This is a genomic window from Nitratireductor sp. GCM10026969, from assembly GCF_042660605.1.
Classification (GTDB): domain Bacteria; phylum Pseudomonadota; class Alphaproteobacteria; order Rhizobiales; family Rhizobiaceae; genus Chelativorans.
Window position 1 is genome coordinate 23,278 of sequence record NZ_JBHSUM010000028.1, and the last position, 17,518, is coordinate 40,795.

At 64.5% G+C, this 17,518-nt stretch carries 15 protein-coding genes and 1 pseudogene; 12 read left to right on the forward strand and 4 right to left on the reverse strand.

Going from position 1 to position 17,518, the window contains the following annotated elements; all coding sequences use genetic code 11:
- The first annotated feature begins 56 nt into the window (after positions 1–56).
- Together ACFP9U_RS08840 and ACFP9U_RS08845 are read left to right on the forward strand one after the other, a co-directional pair.
- Positions 57–2,837, forward strand: a complete 2,781-nt coding sequence (locus ACFP9U_RS08840) for a valine--tRNA ligase (protein WP_378620696.1) — start codon at positions 57–59, stop codon at positions 2,835–2,837.
- 347 nt (positions 2,838–3,184) lie between these two features.
- Positions 3,185–4,333 carry an outer membrane protein transport protein gene (locus ACFP9U_RS08845; RefSeq protein ID WP_378620698.1) on the forward strand — a complete coding sequence of 383 codons (1,149 nt, stop codon included), beginning with the start codon at positions 3,185–3,187 and terminating at the stop codon, positions 4,331–4,333.
- Positions 4,334–4,385: 52 nt separating this feature from the next.
- Here ACFP9U_RS08845 and ACFP9U_RS08850 read toward each other — a convergent pair whose 3' ends face one another.
- Complete coding sequence (locus ACFP9U_RS08850) at positions 4,386–4,676, reverse strand: hypothetical protein (protein WP_378620700.1); 291 nt, start codon at positions 4,674–4,676, stop codon at positions 4,386–4,388.
- A 39-nt stretch (positions 4,677–4,715) separates the two neighbouring features.
- Between ACFP9U_RS08850 and ilvD the strand changes: the two genes are divergently transcribed.
- Together ilvD and ACFP9U_RS08860 are read left to right on the forward strand one after the other, a co-directional pair.
- The gene (gene ilvD, locus ACFP9U_RS08855; protein ID WP_378620702.1) at positions 4,716–6,440 is read left to right on the forward strand and encodes a dihydroxy-acid dehydratase; all 1,725 of its coding nucleotides are present in this window, start codon (positions 4,716–4,718) and stop codon (positions 6,438–6,440) included.
- Positions 6,427–7,233, forward strand: coding sequence for a tetratricopeptide repeat protein (locus tag ACFP9U_RS08860; protein WP_378620704.1), 807 nt, complete (start codon positions 6,427–6,429; stop codon positions 7,231–7,233). The genes ilvD and ACFP9U_RS08860 overlap by 14 nt, the downstream gene beginning before the upstream one ends.
- A 22-nt stretch (positions 7,234–7,255) precedes the next feature.
- Here the strand turns inward: ACFP9U_RS08860 and xth are convergent, their stop codons facing one another.
- Positions 7,256–8,047, reverse strand: a complete 792-nt coding sequence (gene xth, locus ACFP9U_RS08865) for an exodeoxyribonuclease III (RefSeq protein WP_378620706.1) — start codon at positions 8,045–8,047, stop codon at positions 7,256–7,258.
- A gap of 175 nt (positions 8,048–8,222) precedes the next feature.
- Here xth and ACFP9U_RS08870 point away from each other — a divergent pair, with 175 nt between their 5' ends.
- The 4 genes from ACFP9U_RS08870 to ACFP9U_RS08885 all read left to right on the forward strand — a co-directional run bounded on the left by ACFP9U_RS08870 (position 8,223) and on the right by ACFP9U_RS08885 (position 10,304).
- Positions 8,223–8,606, forward strand: a complete 384-nt coding sequence (locus tag ACFP9U_RS08870; RefSeq protein ID WP_378620708.1) for a DUF2188 domain-containing protein — start codon at positions 8,223–8,225, stop codon at positions 8,604–8,606.
- A 20-nt stretch (positions 8,607–8,626) separates the two neighbouring features.
- Positions 8,627–8,839 carry a hypothetical protein gene (locus tag ACFP9U_RS08875; protein WP_378620710.1) on the forward strand — a complete coding sequence of 71 codons (213 nt, stop codon included), beginning with the start codon at positions 8,627–8,629 and terminating at the stop codon, positions 8,837–8,839.
- Positions 8,840–8,900: 61 nt separating this feature from the next.
- Entirely contained in the window at positions 8,901–9,200 is a 300-nt protein-coding gene (locus tag ACFP9U_RS08880) for a hypothetical protein (RefSeq protein WP_378620712.1), read from the forward strand.
- Positions 9,201–9,203: 3 nt separating this feature from the next.
- A complete protein-coding gene (locus ACFP9U_RS08885) occupies positions 9,204–10,304 on the forward strand; it encodes an AI-2E family transporter (RefSeq protein ID WP_378620714.1) in 1,101 nt (366 codons plus the stop codon).
- A 29-nt stretch (positions 10,305–10,333) separates the two neighbouring features.
- Here ACFP9U_RS08885 and ACFP9U_RS08890 read toward each other — a convergent pair whose 3' ends face one another.
- Both ACFP9U_RS08890 and erpA read right to left on the reverse strand, forming a co-directional pair.
- The gene (locus ACFP9U_RS08890) at positions 10,334–10,879 is read right to left on the reverse strand and encodes an SH3 domain-containing protein (protein WP_378620716.1); all 546 of its coding nucleotides are present in this window, start codon (positions 10,877–10,879) and stop codon (positions 10,334–10,336) included.
- 139 nt (positions 10,880–11,018) lie between these two features.
- On the reverse strand, positions 11,019–11,369 hold the full coding sequence (erpA, locus tag ACFP9U_RS08895; RefSeq protein ID WP_378620718.1) for an iron-sulfur cluster insertion protein ErpA: 351 nt from the start codon (positions 11,367–11,369) through the stop codon (positions 11,019–11,021).
- A gap of 72 nt (positions 11,370–11,441) precedes the next feature.
- On the opposite strand from erpA, the gene ACFP9U_RS08900 reads away from it, so the two are divergent.
- From ACFP9U_RS08900 to ACFP9U_RS08915, 4 genes and pseudogenes are all read left to right on the forward strand, one after another.
- The gene (locus ACFP9U_RS08900; RefSeq protein WP_378620720.1) at positions 11,442–12,662 is read left to right on the forward strand and encodes a deoxyguanosinetriphosphate triphosphohydrolase; all 1,221 of its coding nucleotides are present in this window, start codon (positions 11,442–11,444) and stop codon (positions 12,660–12,662) included.
- A gap of 63 nt (positions 12,663–12,725) precedes the next feature.
- Entirely contained in the window at positions 12,726–14,483 is a 1,758-nt protein-coding gene (gene argS / locus ACFP9U_RS08905; RefSeq protein ID WP_378620722.1) for an arginine--tRNA ligase, read from the forward strand.
- Positions 14,484–14,582: 99 nt separating this feature from the next.
- Positions 14,583–17,105: an SPOR domain-containing protein gene (locus ACFP9U_RS08910; RefSeq protein ID WP_378620724.1), complete on the forward strand. Its 2,523-nt coding sequence runs from the start codon at positions 14,583–14,585 to the stop codon at positions 17,103–17,105.
- Between the two features lie 73 nt (positions 17,106–17,178).
- A pseudogene (locus tag ACFP9U_RS08915) lies at positions 17,179–17,518 on the forward strand (beta-hexosaminidase); the annotation flags it as partial.

Here is a 17,518-nt window from a genome sequence, read left to right on the forward strand (position 1 = left end):
ACCCTTCAGCTTTACACCGGACAGCGAAGTTACGCTGGCCAAGCGCGGATATCCTGATGCTCGAGAAAACCTACGACGCCTCGCGCGTTGAAAAGAGAATCGCCGAACGCTGGGAAGAGGCGGGCGCCTTTGCCGCCGGCGCCGGTGCCGAACCGGAGGCCGAGCCCTTCACCATCGTCATCCCGCCGCCCAACGTCACCGGCTCCCTGCATATCGGCCACGCGCTGAACAACACGCTGCAGGACATCATGGTGCGCTTCGAGCGCATGCGCGGCAAGAACGTGCTGTGGCAGCCGGGCATGGACCACGCCGGCATAGCCACGCAGATGGTGGTGGAGCGGCAGCTCATGGAGCAGCAGATCCACCGGCGCGAGCTGGGCCGCGAACAGTTTATCGAAAAGGTCTGGGAGTGGAAGGAGCAGTCCGGCGGCGTCATCATCAATCAGCTGAAGCGCCTGGGTGCCTCCTGCGACTGGTCGCGCGAGCGCTTCACCATGGACGAGGGGCTTTCGCGCGCCGTCGTTGAAGTGTTCGTCACGCTCTACAAGGAAGGGCTCATCTATCGCGACAAGCGGCTGGTCAACTGGGACCCCAGGCTCCTGACGGCGATCTCGGATCTAGAGGTGGAGCAGGTCGAGACCAACGGCCATCTCTGGCACTTCCGCTACCCGATCGAGGGGCTGCGATTCGACCCCGAGGACCAGCGGACCTACCTGACGGTCGCCACGACCCGACCCGAGACCATGCTGGGCGATACCGCGGTCGCGGTCCATCCGGAGGACGAGCGCTACAAACACCTGATCGGCAAGAACGTCATCCTGCCTATCGTCGGGCGGAAGGCCCCGATCGTTGGCGACGAATATTCCGACCCGGAGAAGGGGACAGGCGCGGTCAAGATCACGCCGGCGCACGACTTCAACGATTTCGAGGTCGGTAAGCGTCATCGCCTGCGCGCGATCAACATCATGACCGTCGCAGCGGCCATCGACATCCTCGACAATGACGACTTCCTGGAAGGCTTGGAGCCGAGCGAGGCGCAGCTCCGCCTCTGGGGGGAACTCCACGGGCGCGACCGTTTCGAGGCGCGCAAGCGCATCGTCGAGATGATGGAGGAGGGCGGACATCTGGGCAAGGTGGAGCCCTATGCCCATACGGTGCCGCACGGCGACCGCGGCGGCGTGCCCATCGAGCCCTTCCTTACCGACCAGTGGTATGTCGACGCCAAGACTCTCGCAAAGCCGGCGATCGCCAGCGTGCGCGAGGGACGCACCAAGTTCGTGCCGAAGAACTGGGAAAAGACCTATTTCGAATGGATGGAGAACATCCAGCCCTGGTGCATCTCGCGGCAATTGTGGTGGGGGCACCAGATTCCCGCCTGGTACGGCCCCGACGGCCAGGTCTTCGTGGAAAAGGACGAGGAGACGGCGCTCGAGGCAGCCGTCCAGCACTATATTTCCCATGAGGGACCGTGGAAGGCCTGGGTGGAGGAGAAGCTGGAGAATTTCGCCCCCGGCGAGATCCTCACCCGCGACGAGGACGTGCTCGACACCTGGTTCTCCTCGGCGCTTTGGCCTTTCTCCACCCTCGGCTGGCCGGACAGGACGAGAGCGCTGGAGACCTATTACCCGACCTCGGCGCTGTTCACCGGCTTCGACATCATCTTCTTCTGGGTTGCCCGGATGATGATGGTCGGCCTGCACTTCATGGACGAGGAGCCGTTTCACACCGTCTATGTCCATGCGCTGGTGCGTGACAAGAACGGCGCCAAGATGTCGAAGTCCAAGGGCAATGTCATCGATCCGCTGGAACTGATCGATGAATATGGCGCCGATGCGCTGCGCTTCACGCTCGCCATCATGGCGGCCCAGGGCCGGGACGTGAAGCTCGACCCGGCGCGCATCGCCGGCTACCGCAATTTCGGCACCAAGCTCTGGAACGCCACGCGCTTTGCGCAGATGAACGGCGTCGAGCGCGATTCCGATTTCCGGCCGGAAAACGCGCGGCTCGCCATCAACAGGTGGATACTGACGGAGCTGACAAGGGCGGCGCTGACGGTGACGGAGGGCATCACTTCCTACCGCTTCAACGATGCGGCCGGGGCGGCTTACCGCTTCGTCTGGAGCCTGTTCTGCGACTGGTACCTGGAACTCCTGAAGCCCGTCTTCGCCGGCGAAGACGAGGCGGCCAAGGCGGAGGCGCGCGCCTGCGCGGCCCATGTTCTGGACGAAATCTACAAGCTCCTTCATCCCATGATGCCCTTCATGACGGAGGAGCTCTGGGCGCTAACCGGCAGCAAGGCGGGGCGGGAAGACGTGCTGGCGCTGACCCGCTGGCCGATGCCCGATTTCGAGGACGAAGAGGCGGCCGCCGACATAAACTGGCTGGTCGATCTGGTCTCCGGTATCCGTTCGGTGCGCTCGGAGATGAATATCCCGCCGGCGGCGGTCGCCCCCCTGGTCGCCATCGGTGCTGACGAAACGACGCGCGCGCGCCTTGCCCGCCACGAGCCCGCGATCCGCCGCCTGGCGCGTGTCGGTGAGGTCGGCTTCGCGGGCGAACCGCCCAAGGGCTCGGCGCAGATTCTCCTGGGCGAAGCCACCTTCTGCCTGCCGTTGGGCGAGCTGATCGACCTCGATGCCGAGGCTGCCCGGCTGGAAAAAGAGGTCTCCAAGACGAATGACGAGATCCGGCGTCTTGAGAAGAAGCTCGCCAACGAGAAGTTCGTCGCCAACGCTCCGGAGGAGGTCGTCGCCGGCGAGCGTGAGAAACTGACCGACTTCGAGGAGACGCGGACGCGCCTTCAGGCCGCGCTGGCGCGGGTTCGGGAGGCCGGCTGAGACCGATTCCTCTCCCGAAACGCGATTCGCCGGGTCGGCCCTGCGCTTTTTCCCCTCGTCCCGGGCGCTGTCTGCCCATGCGCGAGCGACTTTCTTGCTGATTGTGACATTTTCACAACAAATCTTTCTGCGGCTTACGTGGTTTCTCTTCAACTAACTGATTCATATATGTAATTCCTTCAAACTTGTGTTTATTCCGCGGCGGGAGGCCGTGCTCGAAACAGGAAACGGGGCTTACGTTAAAGTAAAGACACCGCTTCGGCGAGCCGGACCCGACTCATGGTAATTGTGCGGCAAGAGACCCTTGCTATCCTGTCTCCACGAATGGCGAGACACGGGAGGTACGGATGCGTTTCAGCCGTTTCGGGTATTCCTTCTTGGGGGTCGCGCTCGTTGCGGCCAGTGCGCAGGCCGGGGGATTTTCCCGTGGCACGGCGGACACGGATATCCTGTATGACGAGGGGAATTTCAGCTTCCGCGCCGGCGCGATCATTGCCGCGCCGAGGCAAGAATACACGGCCAACCCCGGGGGGAGCACGAGCGGCGGGGTCGTGGGCCAAAACTATCTCGACACATACGTCATTCCCACGGCAGCGGTGAAGTTCGGGTTTTCCGAGAACCTGGCTTGCGCCGGCACCTATACCCACTCGAACGGCGCATCCTCGAGCTATGACGTTCCCTACGGCGTGAGCGGCAGGCTCTCGGAGGTATTCACCGTGTCCGAGTTCGGGGCCACCTGCGCGGTGTTTTTCGATATGGGCCGAGGCCGGCTGTCGGTCCTGGGCGGCGCTTTCCTCGAAAGCTTCGACTATTCGCTGGAGGCCATGCCCACGCTGCCCGTTCTCGGGGCGGTTCCCGTCAATGTCGGCCTGGATAGTCGGGCCTATGGCTGGCGTGCCGGCGTCGGCTATGAAATTCCCGATATCGCGTTCCGCGCACAGCTTCTCTACCGCTCGGGTACGACGCATTCCGCCACCGGTTCGGGCAACACACCGCTTTTCCCGGGCAGCCTGCCGGCCTATGGTTCCGGCGAACTGCCGCAGAGCGTCGAGTTGAAGCTGCAGTCGGGGATCGCCCCCGGCTGGCTTGCCTTCGGGTCGGTCAAATGGACTGACTGGTCGGTCAACGAAACGCTCGATCTTGTGGTCGATGCCAGCGCGCTCGGACTCGGCAGCCTCGACAGCCTGAACCAGTACTACTGGCGTGACGGATGGACCATCACCGCGGGGATCGGGCACACCTTCACCGAAAACATCTCGGGTTCCCTCAGCGTCCAATGGGATCGTGGCGTGAGCACGGGATACGACTTGCGTGGCGACAAGTGGCTGGTTGCGGCCGGCGCCCGTTTTCAGGATGAAATGGGCGGTGAATTGCGCCTCGGTGCCGGTGTTTCGCACCTGGCCGCGGTCGACATCACGAAAGGGCTCGAGACGGGCGCCGCGGTCGATTCGGGCTGGGCGGCCATTTTCTCGGCCTCATACGCCGTCCGCTGGTAGATCAGCCTCGAACGCGCCCGAGCCGAACCCGGCGGCAACGCCGGGTTTTTCCTTAGATCAGTTCACCGTTTCGCGGAAAACGGTGAACTGATCCAACCATTATTCCAGCCAATTCCGGACGGAAGACCGGCTTCCACTTTTCCTGGAACTGCTCTCTTGCCTGCGTCTTCAGGCCGGCCGTTCGCACGCGCAGAACCCCTCTAAAACTGTCATTTGCCAACTGTGTTGCAAAGGCAACAGTTTCTAAAGATGCAACGGTGTAGAAAGCGGCGGGGGCGGAAATGCCAACTTCCCGCCATAAAACAGGCGCACCGAAATTCACCTCGGCGCGCAACGAAACCATTAGCGTGTCAGGAAGCCGCCGTTCGCGGTGAAGGTGATCATGGACGCATGGGCAAATTTGAAGCAGAAACTCCCCAGCCGTCATGTGACGGTCGGACCGACGCGTGCGCCACACAGGTCCTATCTCTATGCGATGGGCCTGTCTCCGGAGGAGATCGCGCAGCCGTTGGTCGGTGTTGCGACCTGCTGGAACGAGGCGGCTCCCTGTAATATTTCCCTGATGCGCCAGGCACAGGTGGTGAAGAAGGGCGTGGCGGCGGCCCATGGCACGCCGCGCGAATTCACCACCATTACCGTGACCGACGGCATCGCCATGGGACACCAGGGCATGAAGGCCTCCCTGGTTTCGCGCGAGGTGATCGCCGACTCGGTCGAGCTGACCATGCGGGGTCATTGCTACGACGCGCTGGTCGGTCTCGCCGGTTGCGACAAGTCCCTGCCGGGCATGATGATGGCGATGGTGCGGCTCAACGTGCCTTCGGTTTTCATCTATGGCGGCTCCATCCTGCCGGGCTCCTATCGCGGCCGCGACATCACGGTGCAGGACGTCTTTGAGGCCGTGGGACAGCACTCCGTGGGCGGCATTTCGGATGAAGAGCTGACCGAAATCGAACAGGCGGCCTGCCCGTCGGCCGGCTCCTGCGGCGCCCAGTTCACCGCCAACACCATGGCCACCGTCGCCGAGGCTATCGGTCTGGCGTTGCCTTATTCCTGCGGTGCGCCGGCGCCTTACGAGATGCGCGACCGCTTCAACTACGCCTCGGGCGAGAAGGTGATGGAGTTGGTGGCCCAGCAGATCCGCCCGCGCGACATCATCACCCGCAGGTCCCTGGAAAACGCGGCCGCCGTGGTCGCTGCCTCCGGCGGCTCGACCAACGCGGCGCTGCACCTGCCGGCCATCGCCCATGAGGCGGGGATCGCCTTCGACCTCTTCGACGTGGCGGAGATCTTCAAGAAGACGCCTTACATCGCCGACCTGAAGCCGGGCGGCAAATACGTGGCCAAGGACATGTTCGAGGCCGGCGGCATTCCGCTTCTGATGAAGACGCTCCTGGAGCACGGTTACCTGCACGGCGATTGCATGACCGTCACCGGCCGTACGCTGGCCGAGAACATGGCGCATGTGCGCTGGAACGATGCGCAGGATGTGGTGCGTCCGGCCGACCGACCGATCACCCCGACAGGCGGCGTCGTCGGCTTGAAGGGCAACCTGGCGCCCGACGGGGCGATCGTGAAGGTCGCCGGCATGAAGAACCTGCGTTTTTCCGGCCCGGCGCGCTGCTTCGATTCGGAAGAGGCGTGCTTTGCCGCCGTCAACGAGCGCCGCTATCGAGAAGGCGAGGTGCTGGTCATCCGTTACGAGGGTCCCAAGGGTGGCCCGGGCATGCGCGAGATGCTGGCCACCACCGCCGCCCTATATGGCCAGGGCATGGGCGACAAGGTGGCGCTCATCACCGACGGCCGGTTCTCCGGCGCGACACGCGGTTTCTGCATCGGCCATGTGGGGCCGGAGGCCGCGATCGGCGGACCGATCGGTCTTCTGCACGATGGCGACGTGATCACCATCGACGCGGTGGCCGGCACGATCGATGTCGCGCTCGGGGATGAGGAATTGGCTACACGGCTGAAAGGCTGGACACCGCGTGACACGGACTACCGGTCGGGGGCGCTTTGGAAATACGCGCAGACGGTCGGCTCCGCCCGCCACGGCGCCGTTACGCATCCGGGGGGCGAGAAAGAGACGCACTGCTATGCGGACATCTGAGCAATTCGCCGGAAGCCTCCTGGTCGCTGCCCTGGTGCTGTTCGGGGCCGTGGGACCGGCGGCGGCCCTTGACGAGAAGGCCGTCGTCAAGGAATCCGAGCGCAGCCCTTGGGACGTCTTCCGCTTCGGCTTTTCGGCCTACAAGAAGGGCAAGAAGGAAGAAGCGGTGGAAGCCTATCGCTACGCCGCCGAAAACGGCCAGGTGGGTGCGCGCTGGAAGCTCGCCCGCATGTATGCCGAAGGCGACGGGGTACCACGTAACCATTACGAGGCCTTCAAGTTCTTTTCCGCGGTGATCCAGCACGAGGTGCACCCCGGAAGCCGGGACGAGACCTATATCTCCGATGCGCTGGTCGCCATCGGCCGTTATCTCAAGAACGGAATCCCGGATACACCCGTGGAGGCCAACCCCGCCGCCGCCCAGGAATATTTCATGCGTGCCGCGGCCGCCTACCGCAATCGTGAGGCGCAGTACGAGGTCGGCCAGATGCTGCTCTCGGGCGAGGGCGGCACCCGCAATGTCCAACAGGCGGCGCGCTGGCTTCAGCTTGCGGCGGAAAAGGGGCATGCCGGCGCCCAGGCGACGCTCGGCAATCTCCTGTTTCAGAGCGGCAACAGCGAGCAGATCGTCCGCGGGCTGGCCTTGCTGACGAGTGCTCTCGAAAATGCCGCGCCGGCTGATGTGCCCTGGATCCGCGACATGCAGGAACGGGCTTTCGCGCTTGCCGGCGAAGCCGACCGGCGCACGGCGATCGCGCTTGCAGACGACATTCGCGAAAACGGCCTGAAGTAAGCCCGGACGATCAAGCGTCGGGTCAGGCGGCCGCAAGCGCCAGATCCGCAACCACCGGAACGTGGTCGGACGGTTTTTCCCAGGCGCGGGTGTGCTTCTGGACGGAGGCGGACGAGAGGCTGTCCGCCGCTTCCGGCGACAGCATCAGATGGTCGATGCGGATGCCGTTGTTCTTCTGCCAGGCGCCCGCCTGGTAGTCCCAGAAAGTGTAGGTGCCCGGATCGTCGGTGACGGCGCGCACCGCGTCGGTCAGGCCAAGATGGGCAAGCCTGCGGAAGGCTTGCCGGCTTTCCGGCTGAAACAGTGCATCGTCCAGCCAGGCTTCGGCGTTCCTGACATCATCAGGCTGGGGAATGACATTGTAGTCGCCGGCAAGCACCAGCGGCTCCTCCAATTTGAGCCGCGCCTTCGTCCAATGCTCGAGCCGATCCAGCCAACCCAGCTTGTAGGCGAACTTTTCACTGGCGACGGGATTTCCATTTGGAAGGTAGAGGGAGACCACGCGCAGGGCGCCCGAGGCGGTGGAGAACACGCCTTCGATGAAGCGCGCCTGCTCGTCGCCGTCATTGCCGGGAAGCCCGCGGCTGACCTCGTCGAAACGCAGCTTCGACAAGATCGCCACGCCGTTGAAGCCCTTCTGTCCGTGCGTCTCGACATGATAGCCGAGCGCCTCGATCGGTTCGCGCGGGAACTGCTCGTCGACCGACTTGATCTCCTGCAGGCAGACGATGTCGGGATCGGCATCTCCCAGCCAGTGCAGGAGATTCTCGATGCGCGCCTTCACGCCGTTGATGTTCCAGGTGGCGATCTTCATGAAAATTGACCTCGTATGCCGGCAGTGCCGCGCACAGTAATCCAATCGCCCCGGCCGTCAAACCGCTTATCCGACACGCTCCCGCCAGACGACCGACACGGAAGGGAACATGTCGTTCCCCGCCGGCGTTGGACTGCGCGGCCAGAATGAGACAGGCCCCAGGCAGGAGAAGGATATGCGGTTCGTTTTGCTCGCACTCGGGACCTTCGGGCTCTATCGTTTCCTCAAGTGGCGGAAGGAGCGCCACGGGCGGTCGGCGCTTCTTTCCGACATGCGCGGGGAAGGCGGACCGCGCGGCGCAGCGCCGGTGCATGTCACCTATGAGGTGGTCGAGCACGATGGTGGCTGGGCCTACAAGGTGGACGACGTCTATTCCGAAACCTTCGCGACAAGGCGCGAGGCTGACAGCGCCGCCCGTCAGGCAGCGGCCGCCCATGAGAGTGCCGGCAGCGACACGTTCATCCAGTACCAGGACGGTGAAGGTCGCTGGCATGAGGAAACCGAACCGGGAGAGGACCGGCCCGAGACGGAGGTGCGGGACAGGCCGGCCACCGGCTGACGAGAAGGAAGGACGAGAAGATGGCCAACGACCGCGGGCCGAGGCGCTGGGGAATGGACAGGCGGGTGCTGGTCGCAGCGGCGATTGTGGTGGTGGTTGTTCTCGCGCTTTTCCTGTTCTTCGACTTCGGCTACCGCACCGCTCCCGATACCACCTCGGGCGGCCCCGATGCCCGCTACAGCGCTCCGATGGAGACGGAGGAGACGCGTCCCACGACACCGCAAGACGAATGAGCAACGCCTGGAACGACGGCAGCCATTCGTCAGTTGAGACCATGCGAGCGGAGGAAGGGACTTGCGTATCGTCGATACAGTCATCGCACGGGAAGGCGACAACAGCGTTTGGGCCAATGTCGTCTTTGTCGGGGATGGCGGTGAGACGGTCTCGGTGCGTTTGGCCTGTCCGTCTTCCGGCAGTGGCGAGATGGGCCGCAGCCGCACCATCGAGCGTGCGATGAAGCTGCTCCAGGGACTCCTTGCGGCGGAATTGCCCGACCGCTTTCCGCGGTCCGCCCAGGTGCAGCGCTTTGGCGTCACCGAACAGACCGGCAGCAGTGACGAGCGCTGGCGTGGTAATTCCTCCGGAGAGGAGTAGGCGTTGACAGAGGCGACCACCAGGGCCGGTGGAGGGCCGGAGGGACCGCAGGCGCCGGGCGCCGCGTTCTGGTTGCTCTTTGCCATCGCAACCATTCTGATCGTGACAGCCCTGCGTCAGACCGCGTGGATCACCTCGACATTCGCAATGGCTTTCTTTGCCGCACTTGCGATCTGGCCGGTCGACACCTGGATCAGCCGGCACATGCCGCGCCCGCTCGCGTGGATCGGCCATGCGGCCGCGCTGGCGGTCATGGTGTCAGTCTTCGCGCTATTCTCGCTGGGCATTCTCTTTGCCGCGCGCCAGTTGGCAACCGGGCTCGCGCGCTATCAGACCGCGTTGCAACAATTCGCCGATCGGATCGGCCAGTGGATGGCCGTTGCCGAAGAGCAGGGCGGTGGCGACACGCCGGTCGTCGAACGCCTGATCGATCCGCTGATGTCGCTTGCGACCACCGTCGTGCAGTCGATCTGGAGTTCCGGTGGGATTTTGACCCTGCTCTTCTTTCTGGTCTTGTTGATGCTCGTGGAGACGCCGTCCTTTATGGCGAAAGTCTCAGCCGCAACATCACAAACCGAAGGCCGGACACTATACCACGTGGTCGAGGCGACGGCCTCCCGGTTCCGCCGCTACCTCGTGGTGCGGACGGTGCTCGGCGTTGCAACGGCGCTTCTGTATATGTCCTGGATCTGGTGGTGGGGGCTCGATTTCGTTTTGGTGTGGGGGCTTTTGGCTTTCCTGCTGAACTTCATTCCCACGATCGGCTCCTTGATCGCCGGGGCCCTGCCGGTGGGACTTGCCTTTCTTCAACGTGATCCCGCGACGGCGTTGATCATTGCCGCCGGGCTGATCGTCATCGAGCAGGTGATGGGCAACTATGTCGACCCGAGGCTGCAGGGACGGCAATTGTCGCTTTCGCCGCTTGTGGTTCTGGTGGCTCTGATGTTCTGGACCTGGGTGTGGGGGCTTTTGGGTGCGCTTCTCGCCGTTCCCATGACGATGGCTATCACCATCGCCTTCGCGCGGGTGAAAACGTTGCAGCCCATCGCGCTCTTTCTTTCAAACGCGAAAAACCTGGACGAACTGCGGGCGGTTACCGATTGAAAAAGGACCGCCGGGGCGGTCCTTTCGCCTCAGTCCCGCTCCCAGGGTGGCACCCAATCCCTGAGCCAGTCCGGCGTGTCTTCGCGGTCCCGGCCACGGTTCCGGTTCCGGTCCCGGCCACGGTCGCGGTCACGCCACCCGGCATGACGATCGCGATCCCGCCGCCAATCCCGGTCCCGGTGCCGCCGGTCACGGTCCCACCGGTCGCGGTGACGCCAGCGGCGATCGTACCGATCCCGGTCCCGGTCGATCTCGAAACGAATGATGGGAACGCCGATCCCGACGCCGACTTGCGGCAAAGGTTGCCGATAACCGCCTTCGAGATAGGCGAGATAGTTGCCCGACACCCAGCCAGAAGGGCCGGCCCAATCGACGCGGCACCAGTTGTAACCGCGCAGGCAGCCGTCCACGTCGACACGATAGCCGTTGGGGATCGTCGCGATGCGTTGATGTTGCGTGCCCGGCCCGCTCCGCACGTTGAGATCCGCCGTCACCATGGCCGGCACCGCCAAAGCCGCGCCGGGAAGGAGAATCCCACCGGCGAAGACGGCGGCTTTGAGCATTCTCTTCAGCATCGGTCCAAACTCCTCGGTATTCCTCTTCGGTATAACCGCTGTGCGGGGGCGCGGTTCCGAAGTTCCATGGGAAAATGGATCGCAAAGTTGCTGAATGAAAAGGCGAAAGCGTTGCTTCCGGTGCCCGGGCTGAGGATGCTCAGATCGAGAAGCTCGTTCCGCAGCCGCAGGATGCGACGGCATTCGGATTCCTGATCTGGAAGGACTGGCCGATCAGATCGTCGACGAAATCGATGACCGAGCCACCCATATAGACCAGGGAGAGCTCGTCGATCAGCACCGTCGCACCGTCCTTCTCGATGATGGAGTCGTCGTCGTTGCGGCTCTCCACGAGGTCGAACTTATAGGAGAAGCCGGAGCAGCCGCCGCCCTCCACGGACACGCGAAGCCCCATCTTGCCGGGTTCGTCCTTGAGAATCTGCACGATGCGTTTGGCCGCCGCCTCGGTGAGATCGACGCCCTTCATATCGGTCTTCGCATCAATGCCCATGGGAGGTCACCTTGCTTTCACACACGGATCATAGGTATGAACGCTGAGACGGCAAGTCAACAAGCGGCAGACATGGCAGGCCCGGCAGATCTCGACGGCATCGGCTTCGGCTACCGGCCGCGCGCGGCCTACGCCTGCGATCCGGCACGCTCGCGCGGGCGGTTCCACCCGGAACCCGAAAGTCGGACCCGCACGCCTTTCCAGCGTGACCGCGACCGAATCATTCATTCCACCGCCTTTCGCCGCCTGAAGCACAAGACCCAGGTCTTCATCGCCCACGAGGGTGATCACTACCGCACCCGACTCACCCACTCGATCGAGGTGGCGCAAATCGCCCGGGCGCTGGCGCGCGCGCTGTGCTGCGACGAGGACCTGGCCGAGGCCGTGGCGCTGGTGCACGATTTCGGACACACTCCTTTCGGCCACACGGGCGAGGAGGCGCTGAACGACGAGATGGCGCCTTGGGGCGGCTTTGACCACAACGCGCAATCCCTGCGCGTCGTGACGCGGCTGGAGCGGCGCTATGCCGAATTCGACGGGCTCAATCTCGCATGGGAGACGCTGGAAGGTCTCGTCAAGCACAACGGACCTTTGACCGACAGGGACGGCAACGGGCTGGAGGGGCCGGTGCCGCGCGCCATAAGCGCCTATTCGGCGCTGCACGATCTCGAGCTCGACCGCTTCGCGAGCCTGGAGGCGCAGTGCGCGGCGATCGCCGACGACATCGCCTATGACGCGCATGACATTGATGACGGATTGCGCTCCGGGCTGATCACGCTCGACATGCTGTGCACGGTGGCGCTGCCCGGCCGCATCCTCGACGCGGTCAAGGAGCGCTATCCCGATCTCGATCCGGTACGCACGGGCCATGAGCTGATGCGCCGGCAGATCACGCTGATGGTCGAGGACGTGATCGCGACGGTGCGCGCCAATCTCGGCGTCCTGAATCCTCGTTCAGTGGACGAGGTGCGGGATGCCGGACGCACAATCGTCGCATTTTCTCCCCGAATGGCGGCGCAGGAGAAGGAACTGAAATCCTTCCTCTACGCCAATCTCTACCGTCACCCGGACGTGCTGGCCGTACGCAGCCGCGCCGACCGCGTGGTGCGCGAGCTGTTCGATGCCTACTTCGCCGATCCGCGCAAGATGCCGGAGGGGTGGCGCGAAGGACTCGACCGGGCGGAGGCGCGCATCAAGGCGCGTGCGGTGGCCGATTTCCTGGCCGGCATGACCGATACCTACGCCCTGAAAGAACACGAGCGCCTGTTTGACCGTTCTCCGGATTTGCGATAGGCCGCAGGCGGCTTGCGGCGGCGTGCGCCCAGCCGATGGTATCTTGATCCGGGACATCTCCCCATGAACATTTTCGCCGATTTTTCCGATCGGGTCCTCAACGCCGTGAAGGCGCTCGGCCTCGAGGCCCAGGAAGGCAGGACGCTCGACTTCTCGCGTGTCACCATCGAGCCGCCGCGCGATCCCAGCCACGGCGACCTAGCCACCAACGCCGCGATGGTTCTTTCCAAGGCCGCGGGCGAAAACCCGCGCGCCCTTGGCGAGCGGCTGGCGGCGGTCCTTGCCGAGGATCCGGACGTGGCCGAAACCAGCGTGGCCGGCCCCGGATTCGTCAATCTCAGGCTCGGCGACGGTTTCTGGCAGGCGCGGCTCGGCGAAATGCTGGGATTGGCCACCGACTACGGCCGCTCGCAGGTGGGTGCCGGGCACAAGGTCAATGTCGAGTTTGTCTCGGCCAATCCCACCGGCCCAATGCATGTGGGCCATTGCCGCGGTGCCGTGGTGGGCGATGCCCTGGCCAATCTCCTGTCCTTTGCCGGGTACGACGTCACCAAGGAGTACTACATCAACGACGCCGGTGCGCAGATCGACATGCTGGCACGCTCGGTGATGTTGCGTTACCGGCAAGCGCTGGGCGAGGACGTGCTCGAGATCCCCGAAGGCCTCTATCCGGGCGAATATCTCGTGCCGGTCGGCCGGGCGCTCGCCGAGGAGTTCGGAACGAAACTTCTCGAAATGCCCGAGGCGGACGCGCTGGCCACCGTCAGAGACCGCGCCATCGATGCCATGATGGCGTTGATCCGCGACGATCTCGCGGCCCTCAACGTGCACCACGACGTCTTCTTCTCCGAACGCTCGCTGCATGCCGGCAATGGCGGGGCGATCCGTTCGGCCATCAACGACCTGACCATGAAGGGGCACGTCTACAAGGGCAAGCTGCCGCCGCCCAAGGGGCAGCTTCCTGAGGACTGGGAAGATCGCGAGCAGACGCTCTTCCGCTCCACGGAGGTGGGGGACGACATAGACCGGCCGCTGATCAAGTCCGACGGCAGCTTCACCTATTTCGCCGCCGATGTGGCTTACATGAAGGACAAATACGCGCGCGGCTTCGAGAAGCTGATCTATGTGCTGGGGGCCGACCATGGCGGCTATGTAAAGCGCCTGGAAGCGCTCGCCCGGGCGATCTCCGGCGGCGAACTGGAGCTCACAGTTCTGTTGTGCCAACTCGTCAAGCTCTATCGCGGCGGCGAGCCGGTGCGCATGTCGAAGCGGGCAGGGGAGTTCATCACGCTGCGCGAGGTCATCGACGAGGTGGGGCGCGATCCCGTGCGCTTCATGATGCTCTACCGCAAATCGGATGCGCCGCTCGACTTCGATTTCGCCAAGGTGACAGAGCAGTCCAAGGACAATCCTGCCTTCTACGTGCAGTATGCCTCGGCACGCTGCCACTCCGTTTTCCGCCAGGCACGCGAGCAACTCGGCGTCGACCACTTCGATCGCGAGGCCATGCGCAGCGCGCTGCACCGGCTCAAGGACGAGGGCGAGATCGCGCTCATCCGCAAGCTGGCAGAGTACCCGCGTCTGATCGAAAGTGCTGCCGAGGCGCTGGAGCCGCACCGCGTCGCCTTCTACCTCTACGACCTCGCCAGCCAGTTCCATGCACAGTGGAACCGGGGCACCGAGACAGACGACTTACGATTTGTTAAAGTTAACGATCCAGAGTTAACCCGCGCTAGGCTGGGTTTGGTGCAGGCCGTTGGCGACGTGGTGAGTTCTGGATTGGCGCTCGTGGGGGTGGATGCGCCGGCAGAAATGCGCTGAAATCGCAGGCGGAAAACTGTCACCTTTTGCCCACAATGCGCTGATAGGGCCAACTTCAAGTGTGACGTCGCCGGCGTCCGACCGAGTGTGGGAAAAGGCATGGCTGACAGCAATTATTCGAACGCGGCGGATCGGAACGATCTGACCCAGGACGACCCCTTCGCGGAACTGACGCGAATCATGGGGCACAATCCGCGCCCGGAGTCACGCCCGGCAGCGGAGGAGCAGCCGGCGGACGATCTCGCGCTCGAGCTCGAGAACGAACTGATGGGCGGGCTCGACGAGAACGAACCCGACGCACCGCAGGAGGGCGAGACCTTTACCCTCCATCCTGCTGTGCCGCAAGAAGAACAGCCTGTCGAGTCAGGCATTTCCGAAATCGAGCCGGTCGAGCCGCATTTGCCGCAAGATGTTGCGTCCGCGCAGGCGTATGCCGAACCCGCACGGGAAGCCGAGGCGGAGATGTCGGGGTTTGCCGATTCCGAACTGGATGCCGCCCTCGAGGCAGGCCTGGATCAGGCCTTCTCGGCAGATGATGAAGCGTCCGTTCCCGCCCAGCCGGAATTTCCTCAGGATGGTTTTGGCGCGCCGGATGCGAGCGCGCCGCGGCAGGAGGGATTCGGGGAGGGCGATGGCGAGGTTGAGCCCTTCGTGATCCGCGAGGAGGATTTCGCCGCGCTCGATTCCGATTTCACTTCTCCCGAAAGCGCTGGTGACGAAGTTTTCGCCGACAGAGCCGAGCCCGCTTCGCTGGAGGCGGCTCTGTCGTTCGCGTCTTTTCAGGAGGCGGAGGCGCCGCAACGGCAAGACGTGACCGCCGAGACCGATCCCGAGCCGTTGCCGGCAAGCATCTTCACCGCCGCCGATGCCGCCACCGCGACCTATCGTCTGGCGCCGGAACTGGCGCTTCCCACCGGGCGGGAGGAGGATACGGCACAGGCAGAAGAGCCTGCGCCGTTGCCCCAATCCACCGACGACAGTTCTGGTGGAGCGTTCGGTGACTGGTCGCTGGAGCATATATTCGGCGGCAATGACAAGCCGCATGTCGAGGAACTTTCCACGCAAGCGGACGATCCCCAGGAAGCGCTGCCTTATGCGGGTGCTGCGGAACTGCCCCCCGAGATCGAGACCGTCGACGTCCCCGAGGAGGCGGTCGCTGTTGCCGACACGCTCGACGTTCCGGACGTCCCCCATCGCGAGGAGGTGAAGCCGGCGGCGGAACTCGACGAGATCGACGAACTGCTGGCGGGCGCCTTCGGCGAGACGGGCGATCTGCCGGAAGTTTCGGAGGCGAACTGGAAAGAAACCGAGGCGGCGGCGATCGATGCCGCGCCTGCTTCCCCTTCCGAGGACGAACGTCTTGACGAATTTCTGGCTGCCGGCATTGCGGCGGGGCTGGGGGTCGCCGGCACGGCGGCCAACGCTTCCGGGCCGGCCGAAGCGCCCTATCCGGAAGACCTGAACGGCGATTTCACCGAGACCTATTCCCGCGACTGGGAGCATCTGCCGGAACAACCTGTCGGGGCAGGATTGGCGCCAGCGCCGGGGATCGAACCTCCCGTCGAAACCGAACGTGGCCGTTCCGGATCGCGGGCGCTCCTTGCGGCCGCCGTGGCGGGTGGTGTCGTCATCCTCGGCGGAGTGACGGTTTTCGCGCTGACGTTCAATGGCGGCGAATCCTCCGGTCCCGTGCTGGTGAAGGCGGACAACGAGCCTGTGAAGGTGCAGCCGGAGGATCCCGGCGGGACCGTCATTCCCAATCAGGACAACCAGGTCTACAAGCGCGTTTCCGGAGAGGAAGCGGGCGATGCCGTTCCGGCGCAGGCGGAGCTCGTCTCCACCGCCGAGGAACCGCTCGACCTCCCGGGCGTGACGGGTTCGTCCGGCGCGACCCCCGCCGTGGTGGAGGGCGGGTCGGACAAGCGCGAGGACCGTCTGGACAATTCGCTCGAGGAAGCCGCCGCGGGCGAAACGGAAGTCGCGGCACTCGCGCCGCGCCGTGTCCGCTCCCTGGTGGTGCGGCCCGACGGCACGATGGTGCCACGAGAAATGCCCGAGCCGCAGGAGACTGCCTCGGCCTCTGCCGGAGGGCAATCGGCTCCTGCCGGAGGGCAAAGTGCGGCGGCGGAGGGCAATGCGCCCGACACTGCCGAGACGGCGGCGGTGGACACCGCCGGCGCAACCGAGACGACGGACGCTCCCGAGACGACGGACGCTCCGATCCCGAGTTCGGCTCCCATTCCACCCTCGCGCCCGGCCAACATCGCCAATACACAGCAGCAGCCGAGTGGGCAGGCTTCGCAGACCGCGCAATCGAATTCGGCGCCGACGCAGGTAGCGGCCGCTGAATCGCAGCCGGTCCCACCCTCGGCGGCCGCTTCCGGCTGGTCGGTGCAGATCGCCTCCCAGCCCTCCGCGCAGGATGCGCAGCAGTCCTACCAGGAACTGGCCCAGCGTTACGGCAATCTTCTGCAGGGCAGGGGCGTCAACATCGTCAAGGCCGACATTGCCGGGAAGGGGACATACTACCGGGTGCGCATCCCGTCCTCCTCCAAGGACGAAGCCGTCCGGCTCTGCAGCCAGTTGAAATCCGCCGGCGGAAACTGCTTCGTCTCGCAGTAGTGCTGTCCCTCAGGCGGGGAGGCCGGCAGGACCGGGCGTGTCCAATCCGGGCAGATCCGGCTATGCTTTTGGCATGAGCGAATCAAAGGCGATGATTCTCGGGGCCGCCGGCACCCGGCTCGAGCGCGACGAAGCGGCTTTCTACCGCGACGAGCGCCCCTGGGGCTTCATCCTGTTTGCACGCAACATCGCCGAGGTGGAGCAGGTGCGCGATCTCGTCGCTGCGATGCGCGACAGTACGGGACGGGAGAACGCGCCGGTCTTCATCGATCAGGAAGGTGGGCGCGTGCAGCGGCTGCGCCCGCCGCTGGCGCCCGACTACCCGCCGGCAGCGGCACTCGGTGCCCTCTACGACCAGGACCGGGAAGCCGGCTGGCATGCCGCCTGGCTGATGTCGCGCCTGCACGCCTTCG

Bases quoted from the DNA above. Each gene is read 5' to 3' on its own strand.
- ACFP9U_RS08910 (WP_378620724.1), top strand. From the start codon at position 14,583: ATGGCTGACAGCAATTATTCGAACGCGGCGGATCGGAACGATCTGACC.
- ACFP9U_RS08860 (WP_378620704.1), top strand. From the start codon at position 6,427: ATGCGGACATCTGAGCAATTCGCCGGAAGCCTCCTGGTCGCTGCCCTG.
- xth (WP_378620706.1), bottom strand. From the start codon at position 8,047: ATGAAGATCGCCACCTGGAACATCAACGGCGTGAAGGCGCGCATCGAG.
- ACFP9U_RS08890 (WP_378620716.1), bottom strand. From the start codon at position 10,879: ATGCTGAAGAGAATGCTCAAAGCCGCCGTCTTCGCCGGTGGGATTCTC.
- argS (WP_378620722.1), top strand. From the start codon at position 12,726: ATGAACATTTTCGCCGATTTTTCCGATCGGGTCCTCAACGCCGTGAAG.
- ACFP9U_RS08850 (WP_378620700.1), bottom strand. From the start codon at position 4,676: ATGGTTTCGTTGCGCGCCGAGGTGAATTTCGGTGCGCCTGTTTTATGG.
- ACFP9U_RS08845 (WP_378620698.1), top strand. From the start codon at position 3,185: ATGCGTTTCAGCCGTTTCGGGTATTCCTTCTTGGGGGTCGCGCTCGTT.
- ACFP9U_RS08870 (WP_378620708.1), top strand. From the start codon at position 8,223: ATGCGGTTCGTTTTGCTCGCACTCGGGACCTTCGGGCTCTATCGTTTC.
- erpA (WP_378620718.1), bottom strand. From the start codon at position 11,369: ATGGGCATTGATGCGAAGACCGATATGAAGGGCGTCGATCTCACCGAG.
- ilvD (WP_378620702.1), top strand. From the start codon at position 4,716: ATGGACGCATGGGCAAATTTGAAGCAGAAACTCCCCAGCCGTCATGTG.
- ACFP9U_RS08900 (WP_378620720.1), top strand. From the start codon at position 11,442: ATGGCAGGCCCGGCAGATCTCGACGGCATCGGCTTCGGCTACCGGCCG.
- ACFP9U_RS08875 (WP_378620710.1), top strand. From the start codon at position 8,627: ATGGCCAACGACCGCGGGCCGAGGCGCTGGGGAATGGACAGGCGGGTG.
- ACFP9U_RS08840 (WP_378620696.1), top strand. From the start codon at position 57: ATGCTCGAGAAAACCTACGACGCCTCGCGCGTTGAAAAGAGAATCGCC.